Source organism: Succinimonas amylolytica DSM 2873, assembly GCF_000378405.1.
GTDB classification, from domain to species: domain Bacteria; phylum Pseudomonadota; class Gammaproteobacteria; order Enterobacterales; family Succinivibrionaceae; genus Succinimonas; species Succinimonas amylolytica.
The window spans coordinates 1,021,484-1,043,645 of the sequence record NZ_KB899636.1 but is presented as its reverse complement, the minus strand read 5'-3'; the positions used below and the strand labels follow the sequence as shown (position 1 = coordinate 1,043,645).

18 protein-coding genes are annotated in these 22,162 nt (G+C 49.9%); 9 read left to right on the top strand and 9 right to left on the bottom strand.

Annotated features, from left to right (window positions below; genetic code table 11):
• Positions 1-200 precede the first annotated feature (200 nt).
• Positions 201-3,104, bottom strand: a complete 2,904-nt coding sequence (glnE, locus tag F557_RS0104645) for a bifunctional [glutamate--ammonia ligase]-adenylyl-L-tyrosine phosphorylase/[glutamate--ammonia-ligase] adenylyltransferase (RefSeq protein WP_019001077.1) — start codon at positions 3,102-3,104, stop codon at positions 201-203.
• Positions 3,105-3,139: 35 nt separating this feature from the next.
• On the bottom strand, positions 3,140-4,132 hold the full coding sequence (locus F557_RS0104640) for a CYTH domain-containing protein (protein WP_019001076.1): 993 nt from the start codon (positions 4,130-4,132) through the stop codon (positions 3,140-3,142).
• Positions 4,133-5,249: 1,117 nt separating this feature from the next.
• On the opposite strand from F557_RS0104640, the gene F557_RS0104630 reads away from it, so the two are divergent.
• The 3 genes from F557_RS0104630 (at position 5,250) to F557_RS0104620 (ending at position 8,281) form a co-directional block, all read left to right on the top strand.
• On the top strand, positions 5,250-5,927 hold the full coding sequence (locus F557_RS0104630) for a TIGR00153 family protein (protein WP_026297753.1): 678 nt from the start codon (positions 5,250-5,252) through the stop codon (positions 5,925-5,927).
• Between the two features lie 12 nt (positions 5,928-5,939).
• Positions 5,940-7,214, top strand: a complete 1,275-nt coding sequence (locus tag F557_RS0104625; protein WP_019001073.1) for an inorganic phosphate transporter — start codon at positions 5,940-5,942, stop codon at positions 7,212-7,214.
• 284 nt (positions 7,215-7,498) lie between these two features.
• Positions 7,499-8,281, top strand: a complete 783-nt coding sequence (locus tag F557_RS0104620; RefSeq protein ID WP_019001072.1) for a TIGR04211 family SH3 domain-containing protein — start codon at positions 7,499-7,501, stop codon at positions 8,279-8,281.
• 143 nt (positions 8,282-8,424) lie between these two features.
• Here the strand turns inward: F557_RS0104620 and F557_RS21000 are convergent, their stop codons facing one another.
• Complete coding sequence (locus F557_RS21000; protein ID WP_019001071.1) at positions 8,425-9,339, bottom strand: general secretion pathway protein GspB; 915 nt, start codon at positions 9,337-9,339, stop codon at positions 8,425-8,427.
• Between the two features lie 2 nt (positions 9,340-9,341).
• The gene (locus F557_RS20995; RefSeq protein WP_019001070.1) at positions 9,342-11,951 is read right to left on the bottom strand and encodes an AAA family ATPase; all 2,610 of its coding nucleotides are present in this window, start codon (positions 11,949-11,951) and stop codon (positions 9,342-9,344) included.
• Positions 11,952-12,089: 138 nt separating this feature from the next.
• Here F557_RS20995 and F557_RS0104605 point away from each other — a divergent pair, with 138 nt between their 5' ends.
• Positions 12,090-13,352 carry a multifunctional CCA addition/repair protein gene (locus tag F557_RS0104605; RefSeq protein ID WP_019001069.1) on the top strand — a complete coding sequence of 421 codons (1,263 nt, stop codon included), beginning with the start codon at positions 12,090-12,092 and terminating at the stop codon, positions 13,350-13,352.
• A gap of 33 nt (positions 13,353-13,385) precedes the next feature.
• Here the strand turns inward: F557_RS0104605 and F557_RS0104600 are convergent, their stop codons facing one another.
• From F557_RS0104600 to tsaD, 4 genes are read right to left on the bottom strand one after another with little or no spacing between them, the layout of a single operon-like run.
• Positions 13,386-14,366 carry an undecaprenyl-diphosphate phosphatase gene (locus F557_RS0104600; protein ID WP_019001068.1) on the bottom strand — a complete coding sequence of 327 codons (981 nt, stop codon included), beginning with the start codon at positions 14,364-14,366 and terminating at the stop codon, positions 13,386-13,388.
• 53 nt (positions 14,367-14,419) lie between these two features.
• Positions 14,420-14,932: a 2-amino-4-hydroxy-6-hydroxymethyldihydropteridine diphosphokinase gene (folK, locus tag F557_RS18815; protein WP_019001067.1), complete on the bottom strand. Its 513-nt coding sequence runs from the start codon at positions 14,930-14,932 to the stop codon at positions 14,420-14,422.
• Positions 14,925-15,359 carry a dihydroneopterin aldolase gene (locus F557_RS0104590; protein WP_019001066.1) on the bottom strand — a complete coding sequence of 145 codons (435 nt, stop codon included), beginning with the start codon at positions 15,357-15,359 and terminating at the stop codon, positions 14,925-14,927. The genes folK and F557_RS0104590 overlap by 8 nt, the downstream gene beginning before the upstream one ends.
• Positions 15,352-16,371 carry a tRNA (adenosine(37)-N6)-threonylcarbamoyltransferase complex transferase subunit TsaD gene (gene tsaD / locus F557_RS0104585; RefSeq protein ID WP_019001065.1) on the bottom strand — a complete coding sequence of 340 codons (1,020 nt, stop codon included), beginning with the start codon at positions 16,369-16,371 and terminating at the stop codon, positions 15,352-15,354. Before tsaD ends, F557_RS0104590 begins: the two co-directional genes overlap by 8 nt.
• A gap of 310 nt (positions 16,372-16,681) precedes the next feature.
• Between tsaD and rpsU the strand changes: the two genes are divergently transcribed.
• From rpsU to F557_RS0104570, 3 genes are all read left to right on the top strand, one after another.
• Positions 16,682-16,897, top strand: coding sequence for a 30S ribosomal protein S21 (rpsU, locus tag F557_RS0104580; RefSeq protein ID WP_019001064.1), 216 nt, complete (start codon positions 16,682-16,684; stop codon positions 16,895-16,897).
• 31 nt (positions 16,898-16,928) lie between these two features.
• Positions 16,929-17,381, top strand: a complete 453-nt coding sequence (locus F557_RS0104575; RefSeq protein WP_026297752.1) for a GatB/YqeY domain-containing protein — start codon at positions 16,929-16,931, stop codon at positions 17,379-17,381.
• A gap of 111 nt (positions 17,382-17,492) precedes the next feature.
• Positions 17,493-18,380: an ion transporter gene (locus F557_RS0104570; RefSeq protein ID WP_019001062.1), complete on the top strand. Its 888-nt coding sequence runs from the start codon at positions 17,493-17,495 to the stop codon at positions 18,378-18,380.
• A gap of 166 nt (positions 18,381-18,546) precedes the next feature.
• Here F557_RS0104570 and F557_RS0104565 read toward each other — a convergent pair whose 3' ends face one another.
• The gene (locus tag F557_RS0104565; protein ID WP_019001061.1) at positions 18,547-19,551 is read right to left on the bottom strand and encodes an HNH endonuclease domain-containing protein; all 1,005 of its coding nucleotides are present in this window, start codon (positions 19,549-19,551) and stop codon (positions 18,547-18,549) included.
• 383 nt (positions 19,552-19,934) lie between these two features.
• Between F557_RS0104565 and F557_RS0104560 the strand changes: the two genes are divergently transcribed.
• Positions 19,935-20,168 (top strand): cation transporter, encoded by a 234-nt coding sequence (locus F557_RS0104560; RefSeq protein ID WP_019001060.1) that lies wholly within the window; start codon positions 19,935-19,937, stop codon positions 20,166-20,168.
• A gap of 16 nt (positions 20,169-20,184) precedes the next feature.
• Positions 20,185-22,119 (top strand): heavy metal translocating P-type ATPase, encoded by a 1,935-nt coding sequence (locus F557_RS0104555; protein ID WP_019001059.1) that lies wholly within the window; start codon positions 20,185-20,187, stop codon positions 22,117-22,119.
• The last annotated feature ends 43 nt before the right edge of the window (positions 22,120-22,162 follow it).

Sequence of the window (22,162 nt, the reverse complement as noted above, 5' to 3'; positions counted from 1 at the left end):
TTGTCAAGAATCCCTGAAGCCTTAAAAAGACGGTTTAAGACCTAATACGAACCGGAGAAACTCCGTTGTGCCCGGAAGGAAACTAAGGTGCGAGTATGTAAGATCCTGTTCGAAAGAGCTGTCAGGCAGCTTAATTTCTATGTAACCGATGACCGATTTAAGCAAGCTTCGGGATCTTCATAAATACGTCTTATGTACGCTTACGGGGAGTTTTTCTTTACAGAGGTACCCTGATGATGGGAAACCCCGCCGACAATTCTTTTCCAGATCGCTGCAACATGTTCCCGTTCCGGTATCAGCTCCGTATCCGGAACAACTTTCGACTTTCCCAGAAGCGCCTGGCGGTTATAGCGGTTTCTGATGGCCAGATAGGCCTCCTTGAGGTAATTACCGTCTTCGGGACTTAACAGATTGAGACGGACACATTCCTCAAAAATTCTGATATTGTCGCTCCACAGCACCATATCAGGATTTCCAGGAGCATTGGCCAGCACCAGATACTGGGCGGTAAATTCCACATCAATCATTCCCCCCGGGCTGTGCTTAAGGTCGAAAAATCCCGGCCGGGCCCGGTTCAGATTCTGAGACATCTTTACGCGCATGTCCGCCACTTCCTTCCTGAGCACTTCCGGATCCCGGGGCTTTCTCAAAAACCTGTCCCGGATTCTGTTGAATTCACCGATCATTCTCTCGGGACCAACGACAGCCCGAGCCCGCACCAGAGCCTGAATCTCCCAGGTCCATGCCCGCTTCTCCAGATAGTTTTCATAACCATTAAGAGTGCATACCAGTGGTCCCGACTCTCCTTCGGGACGCAGTCTGGCATCCACGTCATAAAGAATGCCAGAAGAAAGCCTGGTACTAAAAAGATGCATAATGCGCTGCGCCAGCCTGCCATAGAACATTCTGTCGGAAACCACCTGTTTACCGTAGGTTTCTCCGTCCAGCGAACTGTCTGACATGAATACCAGATCCAGATCGCTTCCGTACCCCAGTTCGATGCCGCCCATTTTGCCGTAAGCAATTACCGCAAAGCCGCGATCGCCCCGAACTCTGGCATTGCCTGGCTCTCCATATTTGTCAGTGACCTGCTTCCAGGCCAGATTCACCACCTCATTCAGGATGGACTGGGCCAGAAATGTCAGATAATCGCTGACCTTCATCAGGGGAAGCACGCCTGCCAGATCTGCCGCGCAGATCCGCAGCAGCTGAATCAGCTTGAACTGCCGCAGTGCCTCCATCTGCTGTTCCAGATCGTCATTCTCAATCCGGAGCATAAACTCCCTAAGCTCCTTGTCATAATCCAGGGGATTCACCGGACGGTAGAGATTTTCCGGAATCAGAAGCTCATCCAGAAGAATGGGATGCTCTGTTATCTGTTCGGAAATAAGCTCACTTTCATGACATAGCTTCAGAACCTGTTCGGCCACCCCGTTGTTTTCCAGAAGAAGCTGCATATAGGTGGTTCTCTGGCAGATACACCAAATAAGCCGGGAGATTCTTTTAAAAGTAGGCAGCACATCCTCGTCGAACAATGCCAGCCGTCCCAGAAAATACGGCATCAGCCGGTTCAGTATCTCCCGGCCGTTGGGACCAATGCTCCGGCTGTGAAGCTCCTTTTTAAGATGAACGATCTCAGTGGCCAGTCCCGGAATATCCGACACATCCCGGAAATTCTTTTCGAGGAGCTCCTCTATTTCGTCAGGAGTCAGACTTACCAGCCAGAGATCCATGAATACCGGATCTTCTTCGTCCTTTTCTTCGGCGGGCTCGGAAATGATTGCCGAAAACTCCCGGTGCACTTCATGCATTACCTCAGTCAGCCTGTCATAAAACGCTTCAAAGGTATCAAACCCCATAGCCAGGTGAAGCCGTGAGCGATCCAGACTGTTCTGGGGAATAGTCTGCGTCTGTTCGTCCCGGATTTCCTGAAGGAGATTTTCTGTTCTGCGGAGAAAGACGTAACCCTGACTCAAAACCCTGCAGGAGGCCTCATCAATGCAGCCGCAGTCCCGAAGGGAAACCAGCACTCTAAGCAAGGTTCTTTCCTGCAGATCCTTAATCCGCCCGCCCCGCATCAGCTGAAATACCTGGGCTACAAACTCCACTTCCCGAATGCCGCCCTCACCCAGTTTGAAATTACCGAATAAATGGCGCCGGCGCACCTCCGCCTCGATAAGAGATTTCATCTTCCGAAGTGCCTCAATAGCCCCGAAATCCAGATATCTCCGGTAGACAAAAGGACGGAGCATGTCCATAAGCTCCTCGCCTTCGGGAGTCTCATCCCCCAGCACCCGTCCCTTGACCATGGCATAGCGCTCCCAGGAACGGCCATGTCTGAGATAATAGTCCTCCAGGGCGGCAAAGGAACTTACCAGGGGACCGCTGTCCCCGAACGGCCGAAGCCGCATATCCACCCGATAGGCAAAACCATCCCCGGTCTTCTGTTCCAGCACCTGGATAAGCTGCTGTCCCAGGCGGGTAAAAAACACCTGGTTATCCACCGGCTTCCGCCCGCCTATAGTTTCGCCTCTTTCGGGATAGCAGAAAATCAAATCAATGTCTGAAGAAAAGTTCAGCTCGTACCCGCCCAGTTTGCCCATGCCGATAACCAGCATTTTCTGGGGAGCTCCGGAAGATGCCGAAACCGGGATGCCGCTGATTCCGGCATTAAGTCTGTAAAGATAGTCCAGAACCTCCACTACCACCGCCTCGGCCAGTAAAGACGAGTGCATAAGGCTTTCGTTAAGAGTTGATTTGCCAAGAATCTCCCTGATGGCAATAACCGCCATCTTGTCATTCCTGAATTCCCGCACCGCCTTTTTAAGAGATTCCAGGTTTGAAACATCCCGAATCAGCACCCGAATCTCCGATCTGTAGGATTCATAGCGGTGCGACCATTCATATTCTCCAGATTCCAGCATTCTGACAAAACGGCTCCGCCACTTAATGGCATACCAGGACACATAATCTGAATAGGCAAAAACTTCCCGGATAAGCACCCGATGTTTTTCAAGAACTTCAAGATCCGGATCCTTAACCCCATCAAAAAGTCTTGTCAGATTTTTTTCCGCCTGAGCGGCCATCTCGTCTGTAATCGCCATGAAAATGTCCTCGGTTGAAATAGCCGGTTTGGTTATCAGAGACTCTTCTCCAGCTCCAGTCTGAGCCGAGCCAGTACCAGATCCGGAGCTGTCAGCATAAGCTTCAGAGCTTTCTTTCTTTCGGCCAGAGGAAGATCCGGAAGCTTTTTGTCATAATAGTCTCTGGCCAGAATCTTCAGATTATCCCGCAAAGACGACGAAACGGGGGATTCGGAAATCTCCCTGAAAAAACTTCCGAGATCCCTGAAAGCCTGAGCCGCTCTGATACTGTCGCTCTCCAGAAAACAGCGTCTTTCAAGCCCCGCAAGTGTCTGACAGATCCCCCGATCCGACGAAAGGTCTCCCCCGGAGGGCGTTCCAGCCTCCGCAAGTCCTGCATAAATGGCCGCACGCTCCATTTTTGAAACAGACCCCGTTCTCAGCTTCAGGGGCATTTCCCTGGCCTTTTCGGCTTCCAGAAGAATGGCGGCAACGTAAAGAAGAGCTCCGGAACCACCTTCCTTCAGTTCCAGCTCCAGTTCCCTTCCAGGTATATCGCCGTTTTTCCCCTGATAAACAACTTCGTCAAAGCTGATCTCGATAATAAAGTCCTCATGGAGCGGTGTAGTACCGAAAACATTAAAAATGGTACGCACACATCTCTGACTCATGATTCGTGTCAGTCTTTCCTGAATCTCTCCAGAAGGAAGATCTCTAAAAATTTCCCCCGGAAAAATACCAAGATCCGGATATTCCGGCTGCCCCGGCAAAGGAACAGTGTATTCCGGATGAATGTGCACACCTCCGGTTTTTCCCTCATTTCCTCCGGCCCGGGTCTTTATGGTGGCCTCCCAGCTGTCATCAGAACATCTGACCCTGAGAGCGATTCCAGCCTGACGCAGTATAAAGTCAGGGGTATCGTAGTAATAATTATCAAGATGCAGCTGCACAGGTCTTCCACTGAGAAGCCCCGCACTCTCCGCCCAGTCAATAACATCTCCGGGATTTCCGGATTCCACCATAAACTTTACTTCTGTTTCCTGTGCCATGCACATGCCTCCTGAGGATAAATATTAAGACCGATTTTCAATCAGACGCCGGCGGGCCTGGTTTTGAAATTATAGTTAATGCCGATAATGACTGCTGTAATGAATGATAGTCTGTGCAGCTCCTGAATCAGTCCTGCATCCTAATCTGCTGCACCGGCAGATTATCTGTTCTTAACTCTATCACAATAAGCAGCTGGTTTCTGGTAACTAGCTCGTATACCAGAGCAACATATTATCAGGCTGATCAATCCTAACGCTGATAGCTACAGCCCCTCTGGATCAGCCAGAGAATCCACGCAACCAGAGTACAGCAAAGAAGGTTTCAGCTGATTCTTATAACCATAAAGCGATTCGGCAGCGTTTTTTGCACTTCCAGAAAAAGTCCCGTTTCCGGGGGAATCTCAGACAGACAGAAAACAGATTATCCGTGCCCTTTATGATATTTCCTGCGTTTAGGCCACAAAAACGGCACCAAAGTTCCCGGAGAAAAATGGGAATCCTAAATATTGGAAAGCCGCGGTCATTTGCAAGCTTTTGAAATTCGGATTGCCAAAAACTGTAACGATCACCGTTACTCCCATCACCGTCAGCTGTGATATACAATTTTGCTGCTTTTGCTTTCAGATAATAGCGTTCCTTCTCCATACAGCTCACCTGCAAGCGCCCTCAGACTTTTGACTTTCCAGCGCAACTACCCAGCGGATCTCGTGAAAAGGCGACAAATCCCTGAAACAGTTTAAAGCTTCAGGAAGCTCTGGCTGTTTTTCCAGAAGACCTTTCCTGCCGCCTCCTTCACTCTAACCATGACCTTCGTTGCGGCTTCTGCTCTAAACAGCCTGGACTGATGCCCGCGCCGGCTCTTAGCTCCCTGATACCCGCACAGCGGTAGATATGTTCACATCATAGTGCGCATTGGTACCAACTTTGCATAAGATATTTACAGGCAATTGCTAATTGCATTACACCTCACAGAACATTACGGAAGAGCATATCCCCGTCCTGCAAAATAGCCCTGTTACGCAGGAATTTCGGCCCTCGGACGGACGGGGATAATTTTATTGTTCAGATACGGAAGGAAAGGTAAAATATGACCGGTTTTCTGTATAAGGAGGTGCCCATGCCGGTAAACTTTCTAAGCCTGTTTGCCAAGTCCCCGCTCAAACCGATGTATCACCATATTCAGAAGGTTCATGAATGCTGCAAGGATCTTCCGGAATTTTTTGAATGTGTTTTTTCTGACGACTGGGAAAAGGCCTTGGCCTGTCAGCAGAAAATCAGCGCCAAGGAAAAGGAGGCGGATCTCCTGAAGCGCGAAATCCGTCTGAATCTCCCCAATTCTCTCTTCATGCCTCTGGCCCGGACCGATCTTCTGGATCTGGTGAACCAGCAGGACAAAATTGCCAACCGGGCAAAGGATATCGCCGGAATCATGGTAGGGCGGCAGCTTCATATTCCCACCGAGGTCAAAGAGCTTTTTATGAAGTACATCAACCGCTGTCTCGATGCCACCGAGCTTGCCGTAAAGGTAATTCACCAGCTTGATGATCTTCTGGAAACAGGATTCCGCGGCCGGGAAATCAGAGTAGTGGAAAGCATGGTGCGGGATCTTGACATGATTGAAGATGATACCGACCAGATCCAGATAAATCTGAGACACGAGCTGTACCTCAGAGAAAACGAAATTAATCCTGTGGATGCAATTTTCCTCTACAAGGTCCTGGAAAAAATCGGAGACCTTGCGGATCAGGCCGAACGAGTAGGCTCCAGACTGGAAGCCATGGTTTCAAAAGCATAATAGGTGTCACCCATGGAATTTATGTTAGCTCACAGCGGGATGTTTATCGGATTTGCCGCTGTGGTTGCCTTCCTTATGGCCTGGGGGATCGGAGCCAACGATATTTCCAACGCCATGGGAACATCGGTGGGCACCAAAACGCTTACCGTGAGACAGGCAATCGTCATCGCCATTATTTTTGAATTCCTCGGAGCCTATCTGGCTGGCGGCGAGGTGGTATCCACCATAAAGGATGGCATTCTCTCTCCGGAATGCACTATTCCCGCTCAGGATCTGGTGCTGGGAATGATAAGCGCCATGCTTTCAGCCGGACTCTGGCTGATAGTAGCTACACTGTTTTCCTGGCCGGTTTCCACCACTCACTCCATTATCGGAGCTCTGGTGGGCTTTGGTGTGGTGGCTTCCGGAATCAAAGCCGTACAGTGGGATGCCTTCGGGGGAATTGTCGGATCCTGGGTCATCACCCCGGTCATCGCCGGAGTATTCTCATTCTTCCTGTTTGTGCATATACAGCGTTTTATATTCTGCAAGTTTCATCCCCTGAAGCATGCCAAAAGAATCGCTCCCTACTACGTCTTTCTCACCGTTCTCATAATTTCGGTAGTAACCCTGGACAAGGGGCTTAAGCATGTAAACATTGAACTTACCGCCAGTGAGAGCTGGCTTCTCGGACTGGGAATTTCCATATGTGCCGGAATTGTTGCCAAGATTCTGTTCAGTTTTTTACATTTCGATCAGACTCTGGAAGCCAAGAAGCATTATGCCAATGTCGAAAAGCTGTTCTCCGTACTAATGCTGATGACCGCCTGCGCTATGGCTTTTGCCCACGGTTCCAACGATGTGGCCAACGCTATCGGACCTCTGGCTTCGGTGGCGGCTATTCTTTCCTCTAACGGAGAAATGCCGTCAGGAGCCGTGTCCTTTCCGTCATGGGTTCTTCTTCTGGGGGCTCTGGGAATGGTGGTAGGTCTGGCCACCTTCGGCTACAAGGTTATGAACACTGTAGGTTCGGGAATTACAGCTCTCACCCCCAGCCGCGGATTTGCAGCGCAGCTGGCTACGGCAGGTACTGTGGTTCTGGCTTCAGGAACCGGACTCCCCATATCTACCACCCAGACTCTGGTGGGAGCCATCATGGGCGTCGGACTGGCTCGAGGCATTGCTGCCATAAATCTCAATATCGTGCGAAACATTGTGGTGTCCTGGGTAGTAACTGTTCCGGCCGGAGCGTTTTTCGCCATCATTGTCTACTTCATCATGAAAACCGTGCTTCTGGCCATCTCCTGATAAAGAAAGCATAAGGCTGTTCGGGGCATGATCGTTTTAGACAAACGGTCATGCCTTTTTTGATCCCTCTGGCAAGTCTTGCAAATTACTGCAAATTACTGCAGATTTCCGGATTCCATGCTCTTCGTAAGCCTCCCATCCGGAAGCCGGGAAAGATACCATCAATAGCCTTTTGTCATCATTTTTAGTAGAATAATCACACTTTTTGATAGACAGATGGAAAACAGGCAAACATGATAAAACTAAAATCAGCCGTGCTACTAGGTCTTACAGCAGGAATCTTGATGGCAGAAACTGCTCTGGCTGAACCGGCGCCGGAAACCATAGAAATTCCGACCAGAGATGCCGTTATGGCCAAAAAAGCAGCCGAGGCCAGAGATACGGTTTCTGCGCCCGGCGAAATCGCAGATAGCAATAAAGACAGCCCAGTCCCGGCTGCTGAAAAGCCAGCCCCGGCAGCCGGCGCAGACAGCATTGACAGTCAGCAGACAGACAATCCGCGTCCAGCTAGCCGCGCCGGAGCAAAATTCGTGTATGTCTCGGAAAACGAAGGCATCTGGACTACCCGCGGTCCCGGCAAAGAGTACAAGCTTACCGGAACTGTTCACCCCGGAGACCGGCTGGAGTTTATTTCCGAAAAGAAGGACTACTATCAGGTAATCAAGCCCAACGGTCAGGAAGCATGGATTCCCAAGAAATATATCCAGGAAGAAAAGAGCTACCGCTATCAGGTTGAAGAGCTTACCCGTGAAAACGCCGAGCTCAAGTACAAGCTTGACAATATCGACAGCGAAAACGCCAGAGAGCTCCGCGAAAAAAAGAAGGAGCTAGAGCAGCTCAAGATAGCCCACGCCGCGCTGGAGAAGGAACAGCTGTCCCAGGTAGAAGAGCTCAAGGAAGCCCGGGCTCTCAAGGCCGATCTTGACGCCCAGCTTAAGACCAGGGAACAGGAAATGCAGATCCGCTGGTGGAAAAACGGAGCTCTCATCGCCGGTGCCGGCGCCGTTATCGGGGTGATTCTGGTATATCTGCCCCGTCCGAGAAGAAAGCGGGACGATTACTACTAATAGATACTGGAAGTATACCCATTCCTTGCTTCCCTCCCATAATGGCCGCTGCCGGGAATCCTATGGCGTCGGCCTTCTATCTAACCGCTCAATAATACCAACTGACGTTCTATCGAGAACAATGCGCTTTCCAGCTCTCCCCCTTAGCGGTAGTCGTCCATAGCTTTCCAGCTGAAGCTCTGTCCCTGCACCCGGAATACCACATAATCCTCGCCGATTTTCACCACATCCAGATTTCTGAAGCGCCCCCCTTCCTTAACGCTTACTCCGTTAAGAGTTACTGAACGGCGAGAGCTGTCAGTAGAATAGTTGTGTGCATTGTAGACAAATGAAGGAATCTGGTTTTTGATACTGTCCGGAAGTGATCCCAGGGGGATGGCCTCCTGAGACATTTTACGATCCCGGGCCTTCTGGGATCGTCCGGCCTCCGGCTGGAAGGATTCCATGCCGCCGGTGCTTTCAACAGCTTCATAAAAAAGATCCTGAACAGAAGGCTTTTTGGTCTCAACCCGGTTCTCCTGTCTGGGTTTGGTGTCAGGCTGTCTGGCCGGACTCTTTTTATCCTGTCTGGCGGCTATTTCGATTCCGGAATTTGCCGTATCATCCTTCTTCCGATCCCGAGAGCTTTTGGGAATGGAGGTCTCGTATTCATCAGCATAAAAATCATCCCTGCCTGACTTCGCAGCAGAGTCGGTCCTCCGGGGATCACCGCTGGTGCTGGCAAAATCATCCTCGCTGTAGCGAATATTGAAATTGTGAATACGGGGCTTGTCTATAAATGGATAATCCTCGGCATCATCAGACTCCATGGCTACCCGGATACTGTCAGCAGACTTCCGAAGCCCCTCCAGCACCTGAACCTTCTCCTGTTCGTAAAAAGCACTGTATTCACTGCTGTTGCTGCGGTATCCCAAAATATAGCCGTAGGACAGAGTCAGCACTGCCACCCCCCCGAAAACGGCTCTCCACAGCCATACAATCCGGGCATCCCTTCCTGGCATGAGATCAATGCCGGAGGCTTCGTTTTTGAGACTGTCCGCTTCTGAAAACAATGACATAATCACTCTCCTCCATTTTCTGCATTGACCGTTTCCTGATCCGTGCTCAGAGGAACACCGGATCTGCTGGCTTCGCTCTCCAGAATATTAAGCATGTCCAGCCCCATATCAGCCTCCCCTCTGAAAGCGGGAGGCAGCGCTTCGCCCCCGGGAACTCCCGGACTCGACAGCACCTTCTGCTGGGATTTTTGAGTATTAGCGGCAGGAGCATTCATAGCCGGCGCCCCACCTGTCGTTTCCGCTGGTTTCTCAGGGACTTTTTCATTATTTTTATCAGCAGGCCTGTCATTTTTTTTGTCAGCCGCCCTGTTTGCAGCCGCTGATTTCCCGTGCGGCTTTTCTGCCGGTTTTTCAGGAGCCTTTCCTGACGTTTTTCCCGCACTGGAAGTTTTGCCAGATTTCTTGGCCGAATCTGCCTCGGGCTTTGCTGTCAGTGCTTCGGTCCTGAGATTAACCCCGTTCAGGGTGCGATCCCGTACTTCCGCAGGATTAGCTGCCATGACGGTGCCGCTTACCGGTTCCGGAACCTTCTGGGAAGACTTATCTTTCCCGGCATCAGGCTCCGGATTCTTTTCCGGAGAAAGCTGCTGTTCGGAACCATCGTGATGACCGGATTTCACGGCTTCAGGAGCTTCAGAACCGGAAACACTATCAGAAACATTCCGGGGCTGTTCCGTCCCCCCGGGCCCGGAATTATTATGGGGCTCCTTTATAGTTTTTGGTGAAAGGTCTGCTTCAGAATCCGCCCCTGCTCCCTCGCCTCCGGAGGTAGAGGAATCAGAGCCTTCCAGAATTTCCGAAAGCGCCAGATCCGCCGGAGACGGCTCATGACCGGGATTTCCGGTATTATCGTCATCTGTCATTTCTCCGGAACGGGAAGCTTCCGGAACCTCTCCTGCGGAAACGGGCTCTCCTCTTCTGGCCCGTTCCAGATCTTCCGGCAGAATGTACTGATTGTAGAGAGGGTTATCGGTGTCTGCATACGGCAGAAGAGCCCACAGGGTTTCAATACTGGCAACTCCGGTTTCAGGAAGACCTGAATCACGCTGAAATGCAGAAACCATATTCTGCACATCGGAATCCCAGGTCCTGAACTCGGTTTCATCACCTGAATCATAACGCCTCAGCATGTTAAAGACCTGTTCCTGAGCCTTATGGGAGCTGTTTTCGTCCACCTCGGCAAAACCGTCCGGCAAAGGCCAGATCAGGGTGAAGTCTCCTTCAAAGGAATCCTCCAGCCATTCCCGGGGCATGATCCACTCCCGGCCATTCATAAGAATCACTGCATACTGCTCGTTCATTTTAAGAAGCACGGCATAGAACGGTGTCAGCTTTTTATCCATTAGCTGCACCACCGCCGGAACGTTGTAACGTTCAAGATCGCTGAGAGACGACTTGCCCCTGAGACAGCGGTAGCCCAGCGCACCGAGATACTTCCAGGCTTCCCGTGCATCATCCGGAATGCTGGTAACTCCCCAGAGCTGTACCAGATTCTTCCAGGATGATTCCTCAAAGCTGTTGTTAAGGATATCGGCAGCAAAGCGGGTCTGCTCTCTTTTTACTGTCTCGAAATTCTTCTGCCGGGTCCTGAGCTCCTGAAGCTCTTCGGCAAGGGCCATAACATCCGGATCCGTCTTAAGCTCCTGAATAACCTCCCGCTCTGAAAAATCATTAAGGGACTTCCCGGTGCAGGTTCCCAAAAAATAGCCCGTCCCGATCATAAGCACGGCAGTAACCGCCAGAGGAAGCAGCTTTCCGGAAAACTGCAGCACCTGAAGTCTCTCCTTCACCCTTTCCGGCAGAGTCTTGGTTCCTAAAACCTCCCGAGCCGCCCGCTGCATATGGCGACGCTCCACCTTCGGGGAACGATCCACAAAGGCCGCCAGAAGTGCCCGGTCAGCTACCACATTGATTATTCTTGGAATACCGTGGGAAAAACGGTAAAGCTCAGAGACCGCAGCGTTCGAAAAAATGATCTGCACACATCCCGCAGCCTGCATCCGGTATCTGAGGTAGGCATCAACCTCTTCCAGGGATAGCGGCAGCAGGTGAAATCTGGCGGTAATACGCTGAGCCACCTGACGCATATGGGACTGACGAAATTTTTCCTGAAGTTCCGGCTGCCCCACCAAAATCACCTGCAGAATCTTTTTATTGTCGGTTTCAATGTTGGTCAGCAGTCTTACCTGCTCTACCACTTCATCAGGAATCAGCTGAGCTTCGTCTATAAGGAGAACAGCCCTTTTCCCCTGTGCATGAAGTCCCTTGAGGAAATCACTGATAAGATCGGTCAGCGCTCTTTTACCGGCATTGTCCGGAATCTGAATGCCAAACTCTTCACAGATTTTCTCCAGCATTTCCAGAAGCGGCAGCGCAGGATCATAGATAACGGCAGTAGCAATATCCTCAGGCATGGAGTTCAGAAGAGTCCTTAAAATCACCGTCTTTCCGGTTCCCACCTCTCCGGTGAACAGCACAAAGCCTCCGGAATCCATGATGCCGTGCCGCAGCATGGACAGGGCCTCCTTATGGTGGCTGCTGAGATAAAAGTATTTAGGATTCGGAGAGATACTGAAGGGAAGCTCGTTCAGTCCGAAAAAACTCTTGTACATGGTCTCAACCTTTATCATGCAAAACTTGAGGAATACCGAATAATATTCAGTTGTTCGTAGAAGGATGATATTTTACACTGTAAACGGGTTTTATCATGAATTATCTCAAACAAAAATGCTCAACACCCGGGAGGAATAATGCGGATTTATCTGGTAGGCGGCGCTGTCCGCGACAGAATTCTTAGTATCAAAGGCAAGGATCGCGACTACTGCGTTGAAGGAGCAACTCCCGAGGATCTTCTCCGGCTGGGCTACCGGCAGGTAGGACACGATTTTCCGGTATTTATCCACCCAAAAACCGGAGAGGAGTATGCCCTCTGCCGCACCGAGAGAAAAAGCGGACATGGCTATAACGGCTTTGTGTGCGACTTTTCTCCGGACATCTCCATAACTGAGGATCTGAAACGCCGGGATCTCACCATCAATGCCATTGCCGAGGATGAACATGGCAATCTGGTAGATCCCCTGAACGGAGCCCAGGATATTGCGAACCGCATTCTGAGACATGCGGGACCGGCCTTCTCTGAAGATCCCCTCCGGGTGCTCCGGCTAGCCAGATTCTATGCCCGTTTTTTCCGGATGGGGTTTCGGGTAGCGCCGGAAACGGAAAAACTCTGCACCGAGATGGCCGCTTCGGGAGAACTTGAAGCACTGACACCTGAAAGAATCTGGCTTGAAACGGAAAAGGCACTCTCTACTGACAATCCGGAACAGTACTTCATATTTCTGGAAAAAACCGGGGCTTTGAAATGTGTCATGCCCGATATTGCCGCCCTTCACGGTATCCCGGAACCTCCGGACTTTCACCCTGAAGGTACCGTATTTGACCATACCATGCTTACACTCCGGGAAATTTCCCGTATTACTCGGAATCCGGTTACCAGATTTGCCATGCTGACTCACGATTTCGGGAAGCTGGAAACTCCTCCGGAAAGCCTTCCACGGCACGAAAAGCATACTGAAAAGGGAGCCCCCCGAATCAGGGCCATGGCCGCGGCTCTCAAAATTCCGTCCCTCTACCGGGACTTTGCCGTAAAAATCTCCGAAAACCACAGCTACACCAGACTTAACAGCAAGGATCCGGCTATTCTGGATCGGGTATTTTTCAAAATGGGAGGCTACAAGAAGCCGGAAAACATCTTCATTCTGGCAGAATGTCTCACCGCCGACTTTCGCGGCCGGGACAAGAAAACCCCGGAGCATTTTACCCAAAGTTACAATCTGGTGTACCTCTTCAACCAGGCCAGAAAAATCACCCCCGCCCCGGTAATTCAGGACGGCTTTCAGGGCGCGGAAATTCAGACAGAGCTTTCCAGAAGAAGACAGAAGGTCATTGCCGCAGCACAGGAATGGCTAAAAAGATTCTGGAAAGAACAGGGAATATCAGAGGAGCTGTTCTGACTAAACCCCGGACAGATCCTCCCAGGCACCGGATTAATCAGCGGCACCAAGCACGGCAAAAAGGGCTATCCCCAGAAGAATGCGGTATATGACGTAAGGAAGCAGGCCAATTCTGGTAAGGAACTTCAGAAAAAGCTTAATCACCAGTAGCGCCACCGCAAAGGACACCAGAGTGCCCACGGCAATCATCATAATACCGGCACCGCCTTCAGTCCCGGCACCGCCAGTAATGAGATCCTTAACTCCCATAAGTCCTGAGAGAATGATCACCGGGATAGACAACAGAAAACTGAATCGGGCGGCATTTTCCGGAGACATTCTTAGAAAATACCCGGCCGTCATGGTAATACCGGATCGGGAGGTTCCCGGAATCAGTGCTATCGCCTGGGCACAGCCAATAATAAGCGCCAGAACAAAGGCTCGGACATTATCCCGATCCTTTACAGTTTCCGTAATATGTCCGACATAGCCGGGAGTCTTCAAAGATTCCGAAGCTGCCATGGCAGACGACTCTTTAGGATCTGCGGAGGCTGCCGAACCGCCAGTACCGGAATTCATCAGCTCAAAGGTTCTGTTCTCCCGCTCCGGATTTTTAAGAGCCCGGCGGTTATAGATTTCCGAAATCAGAAGAACAATGCCAAACACAATGGTAGTTACAGCAATAACGTAGTCACTGCGAAGAGCCGTTTCGATAAATCCCTTGAACAGAAGCCCCGCCAGTCCCACTGGAACCGTTCCCAGAAGCACGCAGAGAAGCAAACGGCCGTCGGTATCAAGAGCATCTTTTCGGAACAGCCAGCACAGAAGATTCGCCACCATCAGCCGGAGCTCCTTTCTGAAATAGATAAGAACTGCCAGCAGCGTCCCAACATGAACGGAAATGTCAAAAACCAGCCCCTGATCCGGCCACCCCAGAAGCTGAGAAGGCAGAATTAGATGAGCCGAACTGGAAACAGGGAGGAATTCGGTTAGTCCCTGAATCACTGCAAGAATAAAAGCCTGATAGAAATCCATGATTGCACACCCAACAGTTTTAAATAATTACGGACACCGCAATTTCCCTTAGATCAGCTCCGGGACAGCAGTTCCAGATCCAATTCCGGAACGACAGGCAATGGCCTCAGACATGCCGGATCCGCCAGTTCTCTAAGAAATCCGTCTCTTCCCGGCATCCGAAAATCCGGCTTAAGCTCCAGAACCGGCTGAATGACAAAGGAATAATTGGTAAGATCCGAACGCGGGAGCTCCGGATTTACGGATACGGTATCCCCGTAGGTCAGGATATCGATGTCCAGACACCGTAGCGAGAACGTTTCTCCCTCGGGAGATATCCAGTTTTCCCGGCCCATTTCGGCTTCCGCAGCCTTGGTAAAATTAAAAAGATCCGGAAGAGAAAGATCCGTACAGCCGGCTATCACAGCATTGAAAAACTCCGGCCCCCGGGCATTGTTATGAGGAACGCTCCTGTAAACCCGGGAACACTTCCAGCTCACAAGAACTCCGGAAAGACGCTTTACGGCATGAACAAGGCTGGCGGTTCTCTTTATGTTGCTTCCAAGAGCAAGATACACCTCAGTCATTACCGCCTCCGAACATTCTTCTGACCCGTACTCCTACTCCCGAGACATCTGGAAGAATCTCGGGCTTCTGAATCTCCAGAAGAATTCCCTGAAGCCTTTCTCCGAATTCCTGCCGAAGAGCTGCGATGATTCTTCCGGCCAGATATTCCGCAGTACCGGCTCTGACACTGGCGGCAGTGGCGGTAATAATTTCCGCGGCACGGGCATAGTTCAGGGTTTCTGAAATGTCATCGCAGGAAAGAGCCCGGGTGAGATCCGTATAAAGTTCGGCATTGAACACCACCGTCTGGGGCGTTACCCTCTCCTCAGGGAGGATGCCCAGAATGCACTGTGTTCTGAGATCCCGAATAAGCACGGTGTCATAGTCCGCTTTCCCCCAAGAAGATCCAAAGGCGGCAAAAGCTTTTTCAGAAAACATCTCAGCCATTATTCTGCTCCAGAGTGTCCAGCGGCCAGCGGGGGCGTACCTCCACGGATAAATCCGCCCGAGTCCCCATTTTGAACCGGAACATACCCGCATAAGCGATCATGGCGCCGTTATCGGTGCAAAACTCCGTTCTGGGATAAAACACCTCGCCTCCTAGCTCCGTCATAAGATCGGCAAGCCCCTTTCTGATACCCCTGTTGGCACTGACACCTCCGGCCACCACCAATCTTCTGTAACTGGTCTGCCTGAGGGCCTTTCGTACCTTTATGGCCAGGATATCAGTAACAGCCTCCTCGAATGCTCTGGCAATATCGGCTCTTGCCTGCTGGGAATCTTCTACTTCCCTGATAGTGTTGGCTGCGTGGGTTTTCAGGCCCGAGAATGAAAAGTCCAGATTAGGACTGTCTGCCATCGGTCTCGGAAAATGGAATCTGCCGGGAACGCCCTGCTCCGCCAGCCGGGACAGGAGAGGTCCTCCGGGATAGGGAATTCCCAGAAGCTTTGCCGTCTTGTCAAAGGCCTCTCCGGCAGCATCGTCCACAGACTGCCCCAGAATCCGGTAGGAACCGGGAGCCGCCACCTGAATAATCATGGTATGACCGCCAGACACCAGTAGCGCCAGAAACGGAAACTCCGGCTTACGTTCCTCCAGCATGGGGGCGAGAAGATGCCCCTCCATATGGTTCACCGGAACGGCCGGCCGGTTCCAGGCATAGGCAAGACTGCGGGCTACCGCAGCTCCTACCATGAGAGCCCCCACGAGACCAGGCCCAGCAGTATAGGCCACAGCGTCAATATCGGCTGGTGATGATCCGGAATCATTTAGAGCCTTACTGATAAGCGGCAGCGCCTTTTTGATATGATCCCGGCTGGCAAGCTCCGGCACCACCCCGCCATATTCGGCGTGCATGGCTATCTGAGAATAGAGAGCATTGCTCAAAAGTCCCAGTTTATCGTCATATACCGCTGCTCCGGTTTCATCACAGGAGCTTTCAATTCCAAGAATACGCATACGGACGACCCCCCTTAAAATCAGAAAACAGGGAATTATACTATCTTATGGGGAAACTGTGGGAATACGGCGGAAATGGCAGCATAGCAGAAAAGTAAACCGCAGGAGCTACTTCCGGCGCCCCCGGAGGACATTTCACAATTTTTCAGGGTTCTTCGAGACTTTCTCTCAAAAAATACCAGAAAAACCGTTAAAAAACGTTTACTTTATGACCGTTTAATATTAAAATCCGCGCAGCGTTATTTTCTGCAGTTTCTCTATTCACGTGGAGATCTGCGTAATTTTTAATATTCTATCGAGGTGATGGCTCATGCCAATTATTAAAGTACGTGAAAATGAACAGTTTGACGTAGCATTACGCCGTTTCAAGCGCGCCTGTGAAAAGGCTGGTATTCTTGCAGATGTTCGCAGCCGCGAATTCTATGAGAAGCCTACTACCATTCGCAAGCGTCAGAAGGCTTCTGCTGCCAAGCGTCAGGCTAAGAAGCTGGCTCGCGAGAACGCACGCCACAGCCGTCTGTATTAATCCTGCTGAAATCTTTTGAGGTCTTGGAGATATGTCATTACGCGAAGATTTGAATGCCGCACTGAAAAAATCAATGCTGGCAAAAGATAAGGAGCGCACTGCCGCCCTTCGTATGTTGCTCTCTGAGGTTAAGAAAGTTGAAGTGGATCAGCGGATCGATGCAGTGGACGATTCTCTCTTTCTTTCTCTCGTGGTCAAGCTGATAAAGCAGCACGAGGAATCATCAAAGGAGTTCGCCGCTGCCGGCCGTACTGATCTTGCGGATCATGAAAATTTTGAGGCTGATGTACTCAGGGCTTTCCTGCCTCCCCAGCTTTCCGAAGCGGAGGTTGATGATCTGATTTCAAATGCTGTCAGGGAATCTGATGCCGCCGGCATGTCCGACATGGGCAAGGTCATGGCGATACTGAAACCCCAGGCTGCAGGCAAGACTGATATGGGACTTCTTAGCAAGAAGGTTCGTGAAGCTTTGCAAAAGCTTTAAGCGTACTGCTCTGTGAAAAGGTCGCATCATGCGGCCTTTTTTTTTGCTGGAATTCTTCGGTGAGTCCTCTGTCCATTTTGTGATAAAATTCCGGCTTCAAAGGAGGTAATCATGAACCCTGCACTTAAAGAAAAAATTCACAGCTTTGTTTACAATAAAAAATTCGAACTGTTCATAATGGGAGTTATCCTCATTAACTGTACAGCTATCGGCGCAGAAACCTATCAGTCCACAGAGGCCATCAAAAACATAAACATGGCTTGTCTGATCATCTACACCATCGAAATAGTCCTGAGGTTTATCGTTCGTAAATCCCTGAAGGATTTCTTCAAGGACGGCTGGAACATTTTTGACCTTCTGATCGTAATCTCAGGCTACATTCCTGAGGATATTTCCTCAAACTCCTCGGTTATCACCGCGGTTCGAGTACTCCGCGTATTCCGAATTCTCAAGATTTTCAAGACCAGCCTGGAATTCCGGCTGATAATATCGGTAATGATCCGGTCACTGAAATCCCTGACCTACAACGCCCTGGTCATGTTTATCTTCATGTACGTCTTCGCCATCGCCGGCATCTACTTCTTCAAACTGCCCAACGCCGCCACCGCCACTCCGGAACAGCAGCAGGCTCTGGTACAGCTCTATGAAATAGCTCCTCATGCCCCGGCTAATTCCGATGATCCGTACGGCACTCTCCCGGAAGCTCTGTTTTCCCTGCTCAGATGCATGACCGGCGACGACTGGACCGACCTCCGCTACAATCTGGTAACCGCTTCCAGACTCAATCTGATTCAGGCTTCCCCGGCACTGGTTACCGGCTTCCATATTCTCTGGTACATGTTTGCGGCCTTCCTGCTCATCAACCTGGTTGTAGGCGCAGTAATTAATAACTACCAGGAAATTATGGAGAAGGAAAAAGAAAACCTGAAAAAACTGAAAGCTAAGTATAAGGGCAATAACGGGGTTAATCCTGACATTCCCCAGGTTAGCGATAACTAATCAGCTTTAAACAGCGCTGGAGGGAACTGGATACAGCCCCTTTGGAATATAATGAATGATACCGGAGCATGACTCCGGTATTTTTTTGCAGTATACCATCAATACCAGAGCAGTCCCTTAAAAGTAACAGATGACGCTTAGATTCTCCTGAAAGATGTCAGCAGATTCATGTTTTGAGGGAATATTCTTTAACACCGCTCATTTTGGCATAATTCCACATTTTAATCAGTAAATCATCAGAATATCCGCTAAATTCGTTCAGTACAATCCTATTATTAGTTTTTCGGATAATCTGTTTGTTCCTGTCTTCAATTACCGCAAGAAATTCTCTGTTCGGCAGGCGGTTATTTTTTCTCTCATTGCAGGCAGGACATGCCAGAACAAAATTCCATAATTTATCATCCTTGACAAATGACCAGGGAATAAAATGATCAACATGAATCTTATTACCGAGTTTTCTGCCGCAATAAAAACAGGTATTTTCCTCAAACTCCATTCTGAGAATTTCCCTATAGATCGACAGATCCGAACGTCTTGGAGTTGCAAATTCCAATTTATTGAGAAGATGCACAACGGCATTGTCTTCATTAACAGATTCAAGAAATTTTGCCCACGAATAATAATTCAGACGTTCAAGTTCAGACTTATATTTAAGCATAAATTCGTATACCCGATAATTCAAAACCAAACCATCATGTTTTAAATCAAATGAGTAAATTACACCGTCAAAATCATTATAAAGGGCACCCACCACGTACTTCCGACACTCTGATGCGACCCTGGAAATAACTGATGACTGCTTTATTACATCAAGTGAGCTGAATTCGAGAAATGCACATACAGAATTATCAACAGCTTCTTTTAATATTTTTTCTACATTAGAATAAACCGATTTTCCATCAGATCTCATCTGCCTCAAATCATACTTAACAACAAGATTCCAGTAGTTCTCGGCGAAACGAGCAAAAATCTGACTATAGGAAAAAAATATCCCTTCTGAATTTTCCATACCGTTAAAGGCATTATCAAGCAATGATTTAATAAATCCGAACTTGTATGTATTTCGCTTTGAACAGGCATCGGAAAAGACATAATTGAATAAAGACCACAGTTTCTCTTCGTCGGGATTATAATCAGTAATCACACCGCGCTGTAAATTCCATCCCGCCATACAATCACCACTGTTCTGAAATCCTCACAAACACCATGTTCTTTATAGACATAGTACTATAAATCTCTGCTGATATTACTACGATTATATAGCAACAACCTTCATTACCCAAATTACTATCTAAAAAACATTGCACTAAGCAAAAAAATAATAATAGCAGCATTTATTATTATAAAAATTCCCTTAATACCATTCTCCATTTTAAAAATTAATCAGGATACTCTCAACCGATAAACCAAGGTATGAAACGTACGCCCATAGCCGCACCAGTCATTCTGGCTTTTCAGAATATGCACCTCCTATTGCTCCCGTCTTTCCCCGGGAGTATAATACAACTGTTGAGCATATACTCAACTATTCTATCAATATTCCGAGGTACCGCTATGGAAAAGATCTACAAAATCATGACCGACTGCGCCAACTGCGCCCTCAAAATGGAAACCGCCGCCCGCAAAACCCCCGGTGTTAAAAGAGTCTCCGTAAGCTTTATGGCGCTCAGAATGGCCGTCGAATTCTCAGAACCTGCCGACGGCAGTCTCCCCGACACCGCCACCATCATGGAAGAAGTACGGAAAAACTGCAAAAAAGCCGTTCCTGACTCTGAGATCTTCCTGTAAACAGGGGTGCGCCGCTATGAACCGGGAACAAAAACTCCGCCTTTTCAGAATCTGTCTCGCGATCTTGCTTATAGCAGGAATTTTCTATTCTTCTGCTTCCGGAGGCCTGCTCCTCTTTCTGTACCTCATCCCCTACCTCCTAATCGGTTATGATGTTCTGAAACGAGCCCTCCTGGGAATTCTCAACCGCGAGCCCTTCGATGAATGCCTGCTCATGAGCATTGCTACCATCGGAGCTCTGGCCATTGCCTTCCTGAAAACCGGTGAATACACTGAAGCCGTGGCCGTCATGATTTTCTACCAGACAGGCGAACTGTTCGAAGACTGGGCCGTCGCCAAAAGCCGTAAAAATATTACCTCCCTTATGGATCTTCGTCCGGAAACTGCCGGCGTCCTTAACGAAAACGGCGAACCCGAAGCAGTGCCGGCACAGAAGGTCCCTGTGGGGTCTCTTATTGCGGTAAAACCCGGCGAACGCATCCCTCTGGACGGGATCGTCATCGAAGGACATTCCGGCATTAACACAGCAGCTCTTACCGGCGAATCTCTCCCCCGGGATGCAAAACCCGGCACCCTAGTGCATTCCGGGACGATAAATCTCAGCGGATACCTCAAAATCAGAACAACCAAAAGCTTCGATGACTCCGCAGCCAGCCAAATACTGGAGCTTATCGAAACCGCTGGTCTCCGGAAATCCCGCTCTGAACGCTTTGTAACCAGATTCGCCCGTATCTATACCCCGCTCGTGGTTTATGCCGCCCTGGCACTGGCTTTACTGCCACCATTAATCCTCACCGCCCTGGGGCAGTCCGGAAACTGGAACGAGTGGTGCTACCGTGCTCTGACGTTCCTGGTCATCAGCTGTCCCTGTGCTCTGGTAATCAGCATCCCGCTCTCATTCTTTGCCGGTATAGGCGGAGCTTCCAGGCAGGGAATTTTAATTAAGGGTACCGCCTTTATGGAGGTTATGGCAAATACTGATGCCGTGGTATTCGACAAAACCGGTACCCTGACAACCGGGAGCTTTGAGGTAACAGATCTTCATTCCGCCGCTGGAACAGACAAGGAGGAGCTTCTCAGCGTTCTGGCCCATGCAGAACGCTGTTCGGATCACCCGGCTGCCCGGGCAGTTAAAAAGGCTTTTGGGGAACGGGCTCTCCGCTATGAAACCTCTGATTACCGGGAAATTCCGGGGCGTGGAGTACAATGCCGCCTTAAAGAACTTTCAGGTTCCCCCGGAAAAGAGTTTGCAGTCCTGGCCGGAAATCAGGAACTCCTTCAGGAGCGCGGCATTTTATCCGGCGGCACCGCCGTTTCAGGCACTCTAGTACATGCAGCCCTTGATGGCAGGTATCTCGGTTATGCAGTAATCTCCGATTCCCTGAAGTCCGGAGCTTCCCGCGGTCTCTCCGCCCTCAGGAACTGCGGCATTTCCCGCATTGCCATGCTCACCGGAGATACTGAAGATGCCGCCCGGGATATCGCTGCAAAGCTGAATATTAAGGAATTCTATGCCGGACTTCTGCCTGAAGATAAGCTGAAATTTTTAGAAAAGATAATCTCTGAAAGCAAAGGGAAGGTGCTTTTTGCGGGAGACGGCATCAATGACGCTCCCGTGCTGGCAAGAGCAGATGCGGGTATCGCTATGGGCGGGCTCGGGACAGATATCGCTGTTTCCGCCGCCGATGTGGTTCTTATGGACGACGATCCCGGCAAGATCGCAGAAGCAATCGGAATTTCCAGAAAATGTCTCCGCATCGTTCGGGAAAATATCTGGTTCATTATCGGAATCAAAGCCGGATGCTTGCTTATGGGAGCTCTGGGGCTCGCTGGAATGTGGCTGGCAGTATTTGCCGATGTAGGTGTTATGATCCTGGCGGTAATGAACGCCATGAGATGCCTGTTCACAGGCAGGGCAGATTCCCCGAAAAAAAATCAGGAACAGGGCTGATCTGAAAAATGAAGAACATGCCAGGAAAAACGGGAATAACCTA